A 16,112-nucleotide genomic window follows, 5' to 3' on the forward strand; every position below is an offset into this window, starting at 1 on the left:
TAATGTTTATACAAAACAAAACGTATTTTCTCCAAAAGTGCTTGAAGATTGTAAACACGTATTGCATTTAAATGTGTTGCTGTTTTAATGGCTAAATCTAAAAATGTTTGTTTGGTGTGTCTCAAGTAAAAAACAAAGCTTATTCACCCCACAGCTTTATTTTCAACTTTATGGATGAATTTTCATGCTAAAAAAGCATTCTGCAATTTTTATTGCACTACTTAGCAGTACACATTTGTATGCAAATATTCCTATTGAATCTCGTGCGTTAAGCCAACAATTTAATGACAACACAACTTCAGCACCCGTAAGCACAAATCTAAACTGGGATTTGATTCAGAAAAATCAGAAGCTCGAAGAAGAAGTTCGTAGATTACGTGGTCAATTGGAAGAGCATGAAAACTCTATTGAACTATTAAAGAAAGAATTAGCTAATCGATATACAGACTTAGATCAACGCTTAGAACTTTTATCACAAAAAATTGATCCACCTGAAGAAACAACGGAAGCTACAACAGAGTCAACAGCAGAAGCTGCAGCAGCACCAAAATCAGAACCGCCTTCCCCAGCCAATACAATACAACCAGATTCCCCTAAAAATACCTCTAATTCAACATCTACACCTGTGGTACAGGCAACACAAAATACTGCAACCACGAATACGACAAACGCTCAAATCGAATTAGAAAAAGCCGCATATACCGTTGCTTTAGATGCTTACAAACAAGGTGGAGCAAAAAAAGCGATCCAACCGATGCAAAACTTTATTAAAAATCATCCGAATGGTATTTATGTTGGAAATGCATATTTTTGGTTAGCTGAATTTTATCTAGCTGTAGAGCCTGTTGACTATAAAGCTGCAAAACAGAATTACAATATCGTGGCTACACGTTACCCAAACTCGGCTAAGGCACCAAGAGCGATTTACCAACTGTATAGCATTGCTAAAGAAGTGGACAAAAACACAGCTCTAGCAAATCAGTATAAAAACAAGCTGATAAGCCAATACCCACAAACAGAAGAAGCAAAATTTATTCAGAAGAAGTAATTTAAAACTTTTACCTATAAAAAAACCAGTTCATTTGAACTGGTTTTTTGCTTAAGTCTTATTTAATCTTTGCTTGTGATTTTAGATACTCAGTATAGTCCTCTAAAATCTGCTGACCACGGAACTGCTGATATAACTTCGTTAACTCATTCAACTGTTCTGGTTGTAAAGCACTTGCGGCATTTGTATTCACCGTAGAGACCGCCACAATTACCAACTCATTAGGTAGTTGAGTCGTTGTAACTGACCACATGCCTTCTTTAGTTGGCGCAGGGATACTAAACGCTGCGCGCTCGATAGCACGCTTTAAACCTTGTGAACGAGCAAAAGTACCTGCATCCTCAAAAATAATTTTTGACTTTGCAACAACTTGTGCAGCAGGTTGAGTCTTAAATTCAGCTAAAGTTGATGCGATTTTCGCTTGGGCAGCCTTATATGCTTTTTCCTCAATCACCTTAGCTTTGACTTCAGCAGTTGCTTGAGCAAGTGTCTTGACTCCAGCAGCACGATAATCACGCACCTTGATCCAGATCGTATCACCATTTGCTAATTGAATACTTGATGATGCATTGCGATCACCATTTTTTACATCATCATTAAACAATTTTGCTTTTACATTTAAATCGCTTAAATAAGGATTTTGCGTTGTTAAAGTAACACCTTTAGCAGATTCAACACGAACGCCTTTAACTTCTTGAGCCACGGCATCTAATGAATCATTCCCCACAACCATTTCATTTAGACTATTCACTGTATCGCTAAATAAATTGGCTTGTTTTGTTTTCTGCACTTCAGCAATTAAGCGTGGTTTTTCTGCTTCATACGATGGAATATCAATTGCAGGAGCGTTTGCAGCGATAATATGATAACCGTACTGTGTCTTAATTGGTTTAGAAATCTGACCATTCTTCAAAGAATTAACAGCGTTATCAAAGTCTGTTGAAAACACACCAGGAGCATAAGCTTCAACTAAACCACCTTGTGTTTTAGAAGAAGGGTCTTCTGAAAATTGTGCTGCAGCATCAGCAAATGACATGCCTGACTGAATTTTAGCGTATACATCATTTGCCAATTTCTGAGCTGTCGCTGCATCTCTTGAATCCGTTGTAATCAGAATATGTTTAACTTCTCGCTTCACATCTTTCTGTTGTTTATCAACGAATGCTTTATATGCCTGCTGTAACTCAGCTTCAGAAGGAGCTACATTTGCTTGTGGCAATAATGCTGGTGTTAAAACCACATAATCCACATCAACATTAGCAACCTGTTTAAATTGGTTTTTATGCTTGTTGTAATAATCTGCAATTTCTTGATTAGAAACAGTAATACCCTTTTTGTAATCATCTAACTTAATGCTAGCTAAATGCAAAGTACGTTGTTCTGTTTGTAAATTAGCAAGTTGCTGTAAATCAGATTTACTCACCAAAGCATAATCCATCAATGTCGATGAAATCATTTTTAAAGCATGATCTTGACGCAGACTAGCAATCAAGCCTTGATTGGTCATACCAACAGAGCGTAGATAATTTTCATAGAGCTTTTGTGAAAATTGTCCGTTTTCTTGAAAGCTAGGTTGTTGAGCCAACATTTGCTCAAGTTGCGTATCACTTAGGGAAATCCCTAGTTTTTCTGCTTGTTGTTGTAACAAGCTACGAGCAATCAGTGCATCTAATGCTTTTTCTTGAATAAGAGAGAGGTTCAAAAGAGACTCATCACCCTTTACTAAGGATAAATATTGATCTTTATAATTTTTAGTTGCTGTTTCTAATTCTTTATTAGAAATATCTTGGCCATTTACAGATTTTGCAACATCTGCTTTATTGCCTCCACTAAAATATCCTTCAATACCTACAAGCGCTAAAGGGGTCAAAAACAAAACTAGAAGGACTTTGCCAAGCCAACCCTTAATGAGTGTACGAAAAGATTCCATGAGAATTCCAATATTTTATTTCGGAGCAATTTTAACTGAAAAATAAAAGCGAATGAATGCAGAATAAAGCTCAAATCAACTTTTTCATTCGATAAATAAAAAACGCACCCGAGATGGTGCGTTTATTGATTTAAAAAGATTACGCAACTGAATCTTTCAAACCTTTACCTGGTTTAAAACTTGGTACTTTGCTAGCTTTAATTTGTAGCTCTTCACCAGTTTTAGGATTACGACCAGTGCGAGCAGCACGCTCTTTAACACTAAAAGTACCAAAACCGACTAAAGTAACCGTATCACCCTTTTTTAGTGCTTCAGTGATCGATGCAATTGTTGCGTCAAGTGCCTTACCAGCATCCGACTTAGATACTCCCCCTTTTTCAGCAATCGCATCAATTAATTCTGATTTATTCATGATAAAAAATATCCTCTTAATATCGTTTGTTAAGATCCAAGGCTATAGTTTAAAAGGCCATGCCGCCTTTATAGCAATGCTTTAGGGGAGAACGCAATACTAGAAAGGCGTTTTAACCAAAATAAATACTGAAATACGACATAAACGGACGAGCGTCAGGAGTTTTTTTACTTTTTATTCAATTTGGCCTTTAATTGGTTATTTTCTTCAATTAAAGCATCAACTTTGATATGAAGCTGCACCAAAAGCTGTTCAATATGCTGTAGATCTTTAGGAGTAACCAAACCGATTCGATTTAAAGAGTGATTTACACCTGTATCTAAAATTTTTTCTACTTTGTCTTTAGTGTCAGTCACAGACTCTTTTGCCTTCTCAGTGACTTTCCCAACGGTGTTATCTGCAAAATCAACAGTTTTTGACTCAAGCTCTTCACCAACTTTTACAAGCGAGTCAAATAATTTATTTCCTTCTTCTTCAGCTCGTGAAAATGCACCTAAACCTGCCAGCCAAATTTGTTGTGTATATTTTTTGAAATCCAAAGCAGATTTTTTAGAACTCTTTGATTTTAATTTGGTTTTCACCTCGGCTTCTTCACCTGAATTTTCAAGGTTAGTGTTATCCATAGACCAATGCTCCTAAGCACTTTACAAACAGTATGTCGTATTTAACCATAAAAATGTTTTTATAATATCAAAGTTAAGACTTGATCGTTTTAAAAAACTGTTCTACAAAGCTACAAAGTCATGTAAATTAATATTAATCATTGAGCAAGGATGCTCAAGTTTATATGCTTTATGGTTGTATCTATTGACTGGTAAGGAAAAAGAGACTCATGAGTGAAACGCAACAAAGACATAGACATCCTCATTTGTTGCTAAACTTTGTTATCATTGTTTTAGAAACTTTTTTCTCATTTATCCTGACTCATGATTCAGCACTTCGTCTACAGGCGAAACGATTTATTGACCAGCGTGTAACTTTACGCATCAATAGCTATATCCCTTTCTTTGATTTTTATATTCAGTTCACAGACAAAGGATTGCTATTTGATATGCAGTCTTTAGATCGAAAAATTGACCTTGAAATCAATAGTACGCTGATCGATCTTACTAAAATATTTGTGTTTAATAATCAGCGCAGCATTCACAACATGCGACTTTTAGGTGAAACCTCACTTGCCGAAGAGTTTTTAGATTTAGCACCGCATTTGACACTCCCAAGCATATTTGCTAACTGGAAACAGTGGTTTAGTGCATTCGATGATGATGCTGAAACCTTAGCTTCTCAGCAAAGAATTGCACCCTTGCTAGATAAAATTGATCAACAACGTTCTGAAATAAACTCATTACTCGTGGAAGTTAAACAATATCAAAATCGAATCCATAGACTCCAAAAGCGCCAACGCTTGATCAATATCAGCTTTGCTGTATTTAGCTTTATTTTGATTGGTTTTTTTGTATATAATATATGGATACAATAAAAACTTTATATTTCACTTTTCACACACATATTGGCAATTAAAAAACTTGACTATTTTAGTCGGAATTCATAAAATTTAGACATCTAGTCTAACCATGTGTACCGAATCATGCGTCTTACAACTCGCGGTCGTTACGCAGTGACTGCTCTACTTGATTTAGCTTTGCAGCCAACTGAACAAACGATCACGCTTGCGGAAATAGCAGCACGCCAATCCATCTCTGTCGCTTATCTCGAACAATTATTCGCAAAGCTTAAGCGCCATGGGTTAGTTTCAAGCGTTCGTGGTGCAAATGGCGGATATCATCTTGCGCGTATTGCAAGTGAGATCACAGTGCTAGAAATCATCGAAGCTGTAAATGAAACTGTTGATGCGACTCGTTGCGACCATAAAGGAAACTGCCAAAATGGTGCAATGTGTTTAACGCATGACTTATGGCAAGAACTCTCCCACCATATTGCCGATTATCTCGCCAAAATCACACTTGCAGATTTAATTGCACGCGACAATGTACAAACTGTCGCTCTGCGCCAAAACTCTACAAGCTTTGACTCAGCTCTTTTATCGGTTACAGGTATTTGACATGAAACGTCCAATTTATCTTGATTACGCAGCAACCACTCCTGTCCTTCCTGAAGTTGCAGAACGTATGATGGAATGCTTAACCTTCGAAGGGACTTTTGGTAATCCTGCATCTCGCTCGCATGCTTATGGTTGGCAAGCCGAAGAAAAAGTTGAATACGCGCGTGAACAAGTCGCTAATCTTATCAAAGCTGATCCACGTGAAATTGTGTGGACTTCTGGTGCGACTGAATCTGATAACTTAGCACTCAAAGGTATCGCTCAGTTTTATGGTTCAAAAGGCAAGCACATTATTACAAGTAAAATTGAACATAAAGCTGTTTTAGACCCATGTCGTGAGCTTGAAGAAGAAGGCTTTGAAATCACCTATCTCGAGCCAGAACCACGTACAGGTCTAATTACACCTGAAATGGTAAAAGCTGCTTTACGTCCAGATACGATCCTTGTTTCACTTATGATGGTGAATAATGAGATTGGTACAATTACTGACGTTGCTGCAATCGGTGAATTAACACGTGCGAATAAAACATTCTTCCACGTAGATGCCGCTCAAGCTGCTGGAAAAGTAGATATCGATCTTTCAACTATGAAAATCGATTTAATGAGTTTCTCTGGTCATAAAATTTATGGTCCTAAAGGTATCGGTGCATTATATGTTCGTCGTAATCCGCGCGTTCGCTTAAAAGCGCAAATGCATGGTGGTGGTCATGAACGTGGTATGCGCTCTGGTACTTTACCAACACATCAAATCGTTGGTTTAGGTGAAGCGTTCGAAATTGCTGGTAAAACCATGCATGCTGAACAAGAACGTCTACGCCAATTACGCGACAAACTTTGGAATGGGTTACAAGACTTAGAACAAGTTTTCTTAAATGGCCACCCTACTCAAAACGTTGCAAATTATTTAAACGTCAGCTTCAACTTTGTTGAAGGTGAATCTTTAATGATGGCATTGAAAGATGCAGCCGTTTCAAGTGGTTCTGCATGTACTTCTGCAACACTAGAACCATCATATGTATTACGTGCTCTAGGTTTATCTGATGAATTGGCACATAGTTCAATTCGCTTTAGCTTTGGTAAGTACACCACTGAAGCTGATATCGATCACGTATTGACAATTACCAAAGCTGCTGTTGAGAAACTTCGTGAACTTTCTCCGCTTTGGGATATGTACAAAGAAGGTATCGACCTTTCAACAGTTGAATGGGCTGAACACTAATTCATTGAACTTGAATTGAAAAACGTGTTTTAACCCTCATATTAATATTAGGCTGACCCCGAGGTTTGGAGAAGCGAAATGGCTTATAGTGAAAAGGTAATTGATCATTACGAAAATCCTCGTAATGTGGGTGTTTTGGATAAAAATGCTGAAAACGTTGGCACAGGTATGGTCGGTGCACCAGCTTGTGGTGATGTAATGCGCTTACAAATCCAAGTCGATGATAATGGCGTAATTGAAGAAGCTCGCTTCAAAACTTATGGTTGCGGTTCTGCAATCGCATCAAGTTCCCTTGTAACTGAATGGTTAAAAGGTAAAACTCTTGATGAAGCTCAAGCAATCAAAAACATTGATATTGCAACAGAGCTTGCTCTTCCACCAGTAAAAGTACATTGTTCTGTATTGGCTGAAGATGCGATTAAAGCTGCGATTGAAGATTATCGTGGCAAAAAAGCGAAAGCTTAATAGTTTAACGACGTAACACATTGGAGTTTTCATGATCCATTTAACTGAAAATGCTGCGACTCACATCAGCAACTACCTACAGAATCGTGGTAAGGGTGAAGGCATTCGTGTTGGTGTGAAAACTTCGGGTTGCTCTGGATTAGCTTATGTACTTGAGTTTGTTGACGATGTTGACACACATGATCAAGTATTTGAGCAGTTCGGTGTTAAAGTTTTTGTGGATCCCAAAAGCTTAGTTTATCTCGAAGGTTTAGAGATGGACTATGTTAAAAATGGTCTCAATGAAGGCTTTGAGTTCAACAACCCAAATCAAAAAGGTGAATGTGGCTGTGGTGAATCATTTACAGTCTAAAACTACATCACTCTCTTTTTTATTCATTAAAACAGTGTGTTCCGCACTGTTTTAATGTATTTATCAATAGCGGAATTCATCTCCCATGAATCATTTTGAGTTGTTCCAATTACCCGAAGCACTCGATATAGATTTGGCAGCTTTAAAAAAACAGTTTTTGAATTTGCAACAGCAATATCATCCAGATAAAGCTGCTGACAAAGATCAGGCGTTAATTAAGTCAAGTGAAATCAATCAAGCGTTTAAAGTACTTTCACAAGTTGATAGTCGTGCTGCATATTTACTTGCCTTAAAAAAGCAAGATCATCATCTTGATCAATCCATCAGTGATTTTGAATTTCTACAATCAGCACTTGAGATGCGCGAGCAACTTGATGAGGCTAGATCAACAGATCAATTACGTACATTAAAAGTAGACGTTCAACAATGGATTGATGGATTAGTTCGTGAATTCAAAATTGATTATGCTGACGAAGATTGGGCTGAAGCTCGTGATACGGTACGTAAATTACGCTTTTTCCAACGCGTAATGAACGATATTGATAAAGCCGAAGATCGCATGTTAGACGAAGAAGATAGCTTCGACCTAGATGATGATTTTTAGTCTGCCGTTACCAATTATTTTCAAGGGATACCTCACGCATGGCACTTTTGCAAATTGCTGAACCTGGTCAATCTACTGCGCCGCACGAACATCGAATTGCGATCGGTATAGACTTAGGAACAACCCACTCTTTAGTGGCGACAGTGCTATCGGGAAAACCGAAAGTTCTACAAGACGATAAAGACCGAGTTTTACTCCCTTCTATCGTTCATTATGCAAAGGATACAACTACATTCGGCTATGAAGCTAAGCCGTTCATGTTGACTGATCCTAAAAATACAATTGTTTCTGTTAAGCGTTTCATGGGACGTTCTCAAGCAGATATTAAATTCCAACATCCTTATGTGCTTGTTGGTGCTGAAAATGAAATGCCAGCATTTGAAACTGCTGCAGGTCGAAAAACACCTGTTGAGATTTCCGCTGAGATTTTAAAAGAATTAAAAGAACGTGCAGAGGCAAGCTTAAAAAATCCAGTTAATGGTGCAGTTATTACCGTTCCTGCATATTTTGATGAAGCACAACGTCAAGCGACTCGTGATGCTGCTCAATTAGCTGGTTTAAATGTACTACGCTTACTCAATGAACCAACGGCTGCTGCTGTTGCTTATGGTTTAGATCAGGATACCAATCTCAGTACAGATCGTAATTATGTAATTTATGATCTAGGTGGTGGTACGTTTGACGTATCTATCTTGCGCTTCTCACAAGGTGTGTTTGAAGTATTAGCCACAGGTGGTCATACTGCATTAGGTGGTGATGACCTCGACCGCTTAATCGTGAAATGGGCAAAAAAACAGCTTAGCATTGAAACTCTAAGTGATGAAGAATACGCTTTTTTTGTCGTTGCTGCACGCCAAGCTAAAGAGCAACTCACTGATCATGAATCTGCTGAATTAAAATTATTCGATGATCGTCTAGTTTTAGATCGCCCAACATTTGAATCAATCATTCAGGTCGCACTCGATAAAACAATCAGTGTATGTAAACGCGTATTACGCGATGCAAAACTTGAATTAGATGAAATTGAACATGTTGTTTTAGTTGGCGGTTCTACTCGTTCTTATGCAGTACAAAAAGCAGTTCGCGATATATTTAAACGTGAACCTTTATGTACAATTAATCCAGATGAAGTAGTTGCAATTGGTGCATCAATCACAGCAAATCAGCTCATCGGTAACAGCCAAGATGGCTCTTTATTGCTTGATGTTACTCCACTCTCATTAGGTTTAGAAACTATGGGCGGTCTGGTAGAGCGTTTGATTTCGCGCAATACAGCAATTCCTGTAGCTCGCCGTCAAGAATTCACGACTTATCAAGATGGACAAACTGCCATGCTGATTCATGTCGTACAAGGTGAACGAGATTTAGTTGAACATTGTCGTTCACTAGGTCGCTTTGTTTTGCATGGCATTCCACCGATGACAGCTGGTCAAGCGCGTATTGAAGTTACATTCCAAGTTGATGCTGATGGTTTATTAACAGTCTCTGCAAAAGAAACAACCTCTGGTGTTCAAGCACAAATTGATATCAAACCTTCTTATGGTTTATCAGCTGCAGATACGGAACGTTTATTAATTGAAGGTTTCCAGCATGCTGAAGAAGATAAACAACTTCGCCATTTGCAAGAAACAAAAGTTGAAGCAGAACGTGAATTAGAAGCTCTAGAACAAGCTTTAAAAGCTGATAAAGATTTACTTTCTCAGCAACAAGCTCGTGATTTAATTCTCGCTGCTGAAGCACTTAAAGCTCGCTTAAAAACTAATGAGTTAGAAGCAATTGAAAATGCTGTTCAACAACTTAAAACCCACAGCGATGCGTTTGCAGCACTTCGTATGAATCGACATATTGACCATGCCTTAAAGGGTACAAAACTCGAAGATTGGTCAAACTCAAACTAAAGGTATAGGTGATCAATATGCCACGTATTAAAGTTCTCCCTCATGCTCAATTCTGTCCTGAAGGTGCAGAATTCGAAGTGGAAAAAAATGCAAATTTATGCCAAAGCTTACTTAAGCAAGGCATCAAAATTGAACATGCATGCGATATGTCATGCGCATGTACCACATGTCACGTCATTGTCCGTAAAGGTTTTGACAGCCTCGAAGAAATGAATGACGTGGAAGCAGATTTACTTGACCGTGCATGGGGTTTGGAGCCAGACTCTCGCCTTTCGTGTCAAGTTGAAATTGTTGATGAAGATTTAGAAATTGAAATTCCTAAATACACAATCAACCATGCTTCAGAAAATCACTAAATTTTTCAAAATTAGTGACATAAAAAACTCCTCTAAATGAGGAGTTTTTTATGTGGTAGAGTATTTGCAATACAGAAGAAAAAAATAATCTATTGTTTAACCTCATCATCGAGATTTAAACGTGGAATGCCTTGTGCATTAGTAATTTTTTGCTGTGTTTTGATTCTCTGAATCATTTTCTCTAGAATTTCTACCAGCTCAGGGTATTCATAATTTTGTACTTCTTCAAAATTCAGCACCAAATGAAAACCCTTATATTCAAAATCAAACCATTTTTGTGTATCTGATTTTTTGCCTGTGAATTTCTCCATGACTTGCCATGTTTTCACAGGACCTTGAATCCCTTTCAAATAGATCGGCACTTTAGGAACACACAGAAATTCATTTTTAATTAACTGATGCGTATCATCTGCAATTAAAATTTCATCAACTTCAGCAGCTGATTGCAAACGGGCTGCCAGATTTACATCACGACCTACAATCGTATATGCCATACGATGTGAAGCACCATAATTCCCAACGTGACAATATCCTGTACTTATTCCCATGCGAATATGTAATGCTGGATAACCCATTTTTTTCCAGCGTTCGCGTAGCAATTTCATCTGTTGGCGCATTGCGATGGCCATTTCAACACAAGACTTCGCATCTTGTTCTACACCTTGAGAGTTTGGATCACCAAAGAAAATCAGGATCGCATCACCCATAAACTTATCGACGGTTGCTTCATACTGTTTTGCAATTTCCGTCATATGACTTAAATAATCATTTAATAAGAAAGCTAAATCATCTGGAATTAAACTTTCAGAAAGCTCTGTAAAACCCTGGATATCAGAGAAGAAGATCGTTAATTTTTTACGTTTATATTCGATTTTCGCTTCAGCCTCGCCACGCATAATCGACTGCCACAACTGTAATGGAGCATAACGACTTAGTTGATTTGCAAAGGCAATATAACGAGTCATTTGATTATGATAATGCTGACGTTGCTGACCTAGAATATTCAAACGACGATGTTGATAGTAGTTACCAATCACAATGAACATCATCAATCCAAGTAAACTCACCACTGTAAGTTCAGGATTAGTCGGTTCAAAATATTCTTCCGCACCAAATATAAAAAATGTTGAAAAATAAAAGGTCAACACACCAATCAAAATAATTAATGATGCTACTGGCAAAGTAATTTTATTGTTTAAACCTACATAAAGTAGTGCAAATAGGATTGTAAATGTAGGTACTAGGCTTAAATGTAATCCAGCTAAAACAATGGCAACGATAACAGCCTCTATGCCAAATAAGACATTCTTCTCTGTATCACGATCAAATTTGTATTGAAGCCATTTTTCAAGCTTAGGAGACAGTAAAAAGAAAACTAATAAAATTGGAAGAATATAGAGTTGGTGATTAGCGCTAGAAGAAGTAAAAGTATAAATAACCAAAATTAATGACAAAATCGAATATCCCATCAAACGATGGAAATAAGCGAACTGTCTAGGTTCTTTATCGATTAACCTATCTAGTAGCACCCTCTACTCCTTCCTTATCTAAGAAGACCTACAATCCTCTTGACTAAATCAGTCCATGCGCCAATCAAAAGGCATATCACCCTGACCACGTAATGCAAGCATAAGGGTTTGACGCATATGAGCAAGAACATCGCTGCTGTATGGTACAGCTGGAGTACCCCAAACTGGTTTAGGCCACGCAACATCATTTTGATAACGTACAACATGATGAAAATGAAGCTGTGGTACAACATTACCAAGTGCCGCTACATTCATCTTGTCAGCACGGAATACGCGAGAAAGCTGACTAGACAACCAACTCGATTCACGTAAAAATTGTTCCTGATCAGCTTGACTGAGTTCATATAACTCAGTGATTCCAGGAACACGTGGTATAAGAATTAGCCAAGGAAATTGCATATCATTCATTAAACGACATGTTGAAAGCGGAAAGTCGCCTACAAAAAATGTATCTTGAGCAAGTTGTGGATGCAAACTAAACATATCTTTATAAATGATGCAAAATAATAATGGTCAATACTATCACATCAGTTGTGATGTGAATATTATTAGTAACCTGTTTGATTACAAATAACAATGATTTTCCTCAGTTATTGATGCATCATCCGACCAAAAAATGATTCTGTATCGAATGATACTTCTCCCCTCAAATCTGATTTTCTAATTAGCCATTCAACTCACTTAACAACTTGTTCAACAAGGTCACAATAAACTGGATACGCTCTTCATATTCTGACAAATGAACTGTCAATTTCAATCGCTGACCACCCTCCATACGATAGTGAGTTGGATTCTTCTGCATCAACTGAATGATACTGATTGCTTGTACAGGTGTATCAGGAGAAAACTCGATATACCCACCGTTTGTATTCACATCGACTTTTGTAATTCCAAGTTGTTCCGCTTTAAGGCGCACTTGATGAACGCTGAACAACTGTTTAACTGCTTGAGGTGGAATACCAAAACGGTCAATCAACTCCATTCGGATATTATCCAGTTTCTCTTGTGTGTCTGTATTACTAATACGCTTGTAGAACAATAAGCGTTGATGAACATCGCCCAAATAATCATCTGGAATCAATGCTGGCATATGTAAGTTAATTTCAGCAGTAAGTGAAAGCGGAGCATCGAAATTAGGAGTTTTACCTTTTTGAATCGCCTTGGTTGCCTTTTCAAGCATCTCCATATACAAGCTGTAGCCAATTGCTTGCATTGAACCACTTTGCTGCTCACCTAAGAGCTCACCAGCACCGCGAATCTCTAAATCTTCTGTCGCCAGCATAAAACCAGCACCAAGTGTTGAAGCTCTTTGAATTGCATCTAAACGTTTTTCGGCATCACCTTTCAAATGTTTGAGTGATGGTACGAGCAAATAAGCATAGGCTTGGTGATGTGAACGCCCAACACGACCGCGAAGTTGATGCAACTGGGCCAAACCTAGTTTATCGGCACGTTCTATAATGATTGTATTGGCATTCGGTACATCAATACCCGTTTCTATAATCGTAGAGCAAACCAGTACGTTGTATTCTTTGTGGTAGAACTGCTGCATGACTTGTTCAAGTTCACGCTCACGCATTTGTCCATGAGCAACTGCTACACGAGCTTCTGGAACCAAGGTTCGAATACTTTCTGCAGCTCGTTCTATTGTATCGACTTCATTATGTAAGAAGTAGACTTGTCCACCACGCAATAATTCACGCAGAATTGCCTCTTTCACAGAGTCATCCGTATGCTCTTGAACAAAAGTTTTTACGGCTAAACGGCGTGCTGGTGGCGTCGCAATAATAGATAAATCACGCATTCCAGAGAATGCCATATTTAAGGTACGAGGAATTGGGGTTGCTGTGAGCGTAAGCATATCCACATCGGCACGAAGTGCTTTGATACGCTCTTTATCACGCACACCAAAACGATGTTCTTCATCGACGATCATTAAACCTAAATTTTTAAACTGTACATTTTCTTGCAGAATTTTATGGGTTCCGACCACGATATCAACTTTGCCATCAGCCAAATCTTCAATGATTTTTAGATGCGTTTTGTTGCTTCCGAAACGTGATAAAACTTCGATACGAACTGCTGTATCCGCAAAGCGATCTTTGAATGACTCATAATGTTGTTGCGCAAGTAAGGTCGTCGGTACCAAAACTGCAACTTGTTTATTGTTTTGTACTGCTACAAAGGCTGCTCGCATCGCAACTTCAGTTTTTCCAAAACCAACATCACCACAAACCAAACGATCCATAGGTTTCGCAAGTTGCATGTCATGAAGAGTTGATTCAATCGCATTGGCTTGGTCTAGTGTCTCCTCATAAGCGAAGCCACTTGCGAATTGCATATATGCCGTGTGATCTAGCTCAAATGCAAAACCTGGTTTTGATTGTCGACGAGCTTGTATATGCAATAACTCAGCCGCTACATCATGAATTTGCTCTAAGGCTTTGCGCTTAGCTTTACTCCATGTATCTGTACCCAACTTGTGCAAAGGTGCAAGATCAGGATCTCCACCACTATAGCGACTGATCAAATGTAAATTGGTGACAGGAACATAGACCTTAGCCCCATCAGCATAATCAAGTTGTAAAAACTCATGATCTTGCTGATCAATCTCTAAAGTGACTAATCCAGCATAACGTCCAACACCATGATCAATATGTACGACAGGCGCACCTATACTCAGTTCGGTTAAACTCCGAATTAAAAACTCTTCGGAAACTTCTTGCTGACGTTTTCGTCTACGTTGAACAACTCTGTGTTCGTAAAGTTGATTTTCAGATATAACTGATAATTGATCTGTGAGAAGTAAACCACGGTCTAAAGGAGCACTGGTAATCGCAACTTTTAGCTTATCCTTTTGGAATTGAGCAAAGCTATCGACTGTTTGAATTTCTCCTAAAACTGAGCGCAGCGCATCTTTTAAAGTTTCGCGTCGTCCTGCACTTTCAGCGACTAAAAGCACAGGAAATTTAATTTGATCGATATAATTTTTAACAGCTTGAAAAGGCTGCTCTTTTTTAGGATCTACAGCGAGTTTTGGAGGTTGCTCTGCTGATAAATTTAGAACACCAGCTTTCTCGTCGAAAGTATCTGCCGAAGCAAGAATTCTTGGAAATTGATTTAATGCCTGCAAAACATGATTAGGCATTAAAAATAGATCTTCAGGAGGTAGGATCGGTTGATCAATATTGTGTCGACGATCTTCGTAACGACGAACGACTTCCTTCCAAAAACTAATTAATTCATCTTCAACTTCATTATTTGTAATGACAACGCAATTCTTTGGTAAGTATGTCATTAACATACTTTGCGCTTCCATTAACTTTTTATCAAAAAATAAAGGAAAATAAAACTCTAACCCCGGTGTTGCTATACCTTCGAGTACATCTTGATAGATAGGATTTTTCTTGGGATTTGCGGTAGGAAAACTTTCCGCATAGCGATCTCGGAATGTTGATCTACCTTCTTTGAGAGGGAACTCTTTGGCAGGTAATACAGTAAAATTCTTTAATGATTCAGTTGTTCTTTGAGTTTCAGAATCGAAAAACTTCAGGCTTTCAATTTCGTCATCAAATAAGTCGATACGAATAGGTTGATCTTGTCCTGATGCATATATGTCCATAATACTGCCACGAACTGCAAACTCACCATGATCATAAACAGTATCAACTAAGCGATAGCCTGCTTGGACTAATTGTTTTTTCTGTGCTTCTAAATCAAGTTTTTGACCAACTTTAATATCAAAATGCTCACCAACAACCCATGAGTAAGGTGCAACACGTTGAGCCAAAGTACTAGCAGAAATTAATAAAATCCCCTTTTGTGGCATATTAGATAAAATAGCCAAACGCTCGGAGACGATATCTTGGTGCGGAGATAAGCGATCATATGGCAATATTTCCCAGTCAGGAAAGATTGTTGGTTTTATGCCATAAAATTCAAGCTCACTTTCAAGCTGTGCAAGATGTTGATTATTTCGTGCAACAATTACATATAAATTAGAATTCTGAGTGGCAATTTCTTTGAATAGTAGTGCAGCAGATGACCCAAGAAGCGAACCAATCCAGCGTTTTTCGCCAGCTTTGAATTGTTGTAAGTTTAATTGAGAGATTTCTTGTTGAAACATAGAGAAAATCGTGCAATTTAAAGGACAAGTGGCTTAGTTTAGCATGATGTTTTTTAGATAAATAAGAAATTCTATATTTGATAATTATCATTGAATTTCACTTAGGCTATT

15 protein-coding genes are annotated in these 16,112 nt (G+C 38.0%); 9 read left to right on the forward strand and 6 right to left on the reverse strand.

Annotation, left to right across the window (positions count from 1 at the left end; all coding sequences use genetic code 11):
• Positions 1–184: 184 nt before the first annotated feature.
• Positions 185–1,048, forward strand: a complete 864-nt coding sequence (locus tag F948_RS08645) for a YbgF trimerization domain-containing protein (protein ID WP_004962751.1) — start codon at positions 185–187, stop codon at positions 1,046–1,048.
• Between the two features lie 58 nt (positions 1,049–1,106).
• Here F948_RS08645 and F948_RS08650 read toward each other — a convergent pair whose 3' ends face one another.
• The 3 genes from F948_RS08650 to F948_RS08660 form a co-directional block, all read right to left on the reverse strand.
• Entirely contained in the window at positions 1,107–2,978 is a 1,872-nt protein-coding gene (locus F948_RS08650) for a SurA N-terminal domain-containing protein (RefSeq protein WP_004962753.1), read from the reverse strand.
• Positions 2,979–3,117: 139 nt separating this feature from the next.
• Entirely contained in the window at positions 3,118–3,390 is a 273-nt protein-coding gene (locus F948_RS08655; RefSeq protein ID WP_004878739.1) for an HU family DNA-binding protein, read from the reverse strand.
• A gap of 167 nt (positions 3,391–3,557) precedes the next feature.
• Positions 3,558–4,013: a phasin family protein gene (locus tag F948_RS08660; protein WP_004912022.1), complete on the reverse strand. Its 456-nt coding sequence runs from the start codon at positions 4,011–4,013 to the stop codon at positions 3,558–3,560.
• 209 nt (positions 4,014–4,222) lie between these two features.
• On the opposite strand from F948_RS08660, the gene F948_RS08665 reads away from it, so the two are divergent.
• The 8 genes from F948_RS08665 (at position 4,223) to fdx (ending at position 10,346) form a co-directional block, all read left to right on the forward strand.
• Positions 4,223–4,870 (forward strand): hypothetical protein, encoded by a 648-nt coding sequence (locus F948_RS08665; protein ID WP_004962757.1) that lies wholly within the window; start codon positions 4,223–4,225, stop codon positions 4,868–4,870.
• Positions 4,871–4,978: 108 nt separating this feature from the next.
• Complete coding sequence (locus F948_RS08670; protein WP_004912027.1) at positions 4,979–5,452, forward strand: Rrf2 family transcriptional regulator; 474 nt, start codon at positions 4,979–4,981, stop codon at positions 5,450–5,452.
• Position 5,453: 1 nt separating this feature from the next.
• On the forward strand, positions 5,454–6,671 hold the full coding sequence (locus F948_RS08675) for an IscS subfamily cysteine desulfurase (protein ID WP_004954960.1): 1,218 nt from the start codon (positions 5,454–5,456) through the stop codon (positions 6,669–6,671).
• 78 nt (positions 6,672–6,749) lie between these two features.
• Positions 6,750–7,136, forward strand: a complete 387-nt coding sequence (iscU, locus tag F948_RS08680) for a Fe-S cluster assembly scaffold IscU (protein WP_004639432.1) — start codon at positions 6,750–6,752, stop codon at positions 7,134–7,136.
• Positions 7,137–7,167: 31 nt separating this feature from the next.
• Positions 7,168–7,488, forward strand: coding sequence for an iron-sulfur cluster assembly protein IscA (iscA, locus tag F948_RS08685; protein ID WP_004912036.1), 321 nt, complete (start codon positions 7,168–7,170; stop codon positions 7,486–7,488).
• An 85-nt stretch (positions 7,489–7,573) separates the two neighbouring features.
• Complete coding sequence (hscB, locus tag F948_RS08690; RefSeq protein WP_004954963.1) at positions 7,574–8,092, forward strand: Fe-S protein assembly co-chaperone HscB; 519 nt, start codon at positions 7,574–7,576, stop codon at positions 8,090–8,092.
• Positions 8,093–8,130: 38 nt separating this feature from the next.
• A complete protein-coding gene (hscA, locus tag F948_RS08695) occupies positions 8,131–9,990 on the forward strand; it encodes a Fe-S protein assembly chaperone HscA (protein ID WP_004962764.1) in 1,860 nt (619 codons plus the stop codon).
• Between the two features lie 17 nt (positions 9,991–10,007).
• On the forward strand, positions 10,008–10,346 hold the full coding sequence (gene fdx / locus F948_RS08700) for an ISC system 2Fe-2S type ferredoxin (RefSeq protein WP_004912046.1): 339 nt from the start codon (positions 10,008–10,010) through the stop codon (positions 10,344–10,346).
• A gap of 89 nt (positions 10,347–10,435) precedes the next feature.
• Here the strand turns inward: fdx and F948_RS08705 are convergent, their stop codons facing one another.
• From F948_RS08705 to mfd, 3 genes are all read right to left on the reverse strand, one after another.
• The gene (locus F948_RS08705) at positions 10,436–11,875 is read right to left on the reverse strand and encodes an adenylate/guanylate cyclase domain-containing protein (protein WP_004962768.1); all 1,440 of its coding nucleotides are present in this window, start codon (positions 11,873–11,875) and stop codon (positions 10,436–10,438) included.
• Positions 11,876–11,923: 48 nt separating this feature from the next.
• A complete protein-coding gene (locus tag F948_RS08710) occupies positions 11,924–12,358 on the reverse strand; it encodes an HIT domain-containing protein (RefSeq protein ID WP_004912054.1) in 435 nt (144 codons plus the stop codon).
• 181 nt (positions 12,359–12,539) lie between these two features.
• Positions 12,540–16,001, reverse strand: a complete 3,462-nt coding sequence (mfd, locus tag F948_RS08715; protein WP_004962772.1) for a transcription-repair coupling factor — start codon at positions 15,999–16,001, stop codon at positions 12,540–12,542.
• Positions 16,002–16,112 lie beyond the last annotated feature (111 nt).

Origin of the sequence: Acinetobacter junii CIP 64.5 (assembly GCF_000368765.1) — a bacterium.
GTDB classification, from domain to species: Bacteria; Pseudomonadota; Gammaproteobacteria; order Pseudomonadales; family Moraxellaceae; genus Acinetobacter; species Acinetobacter junii.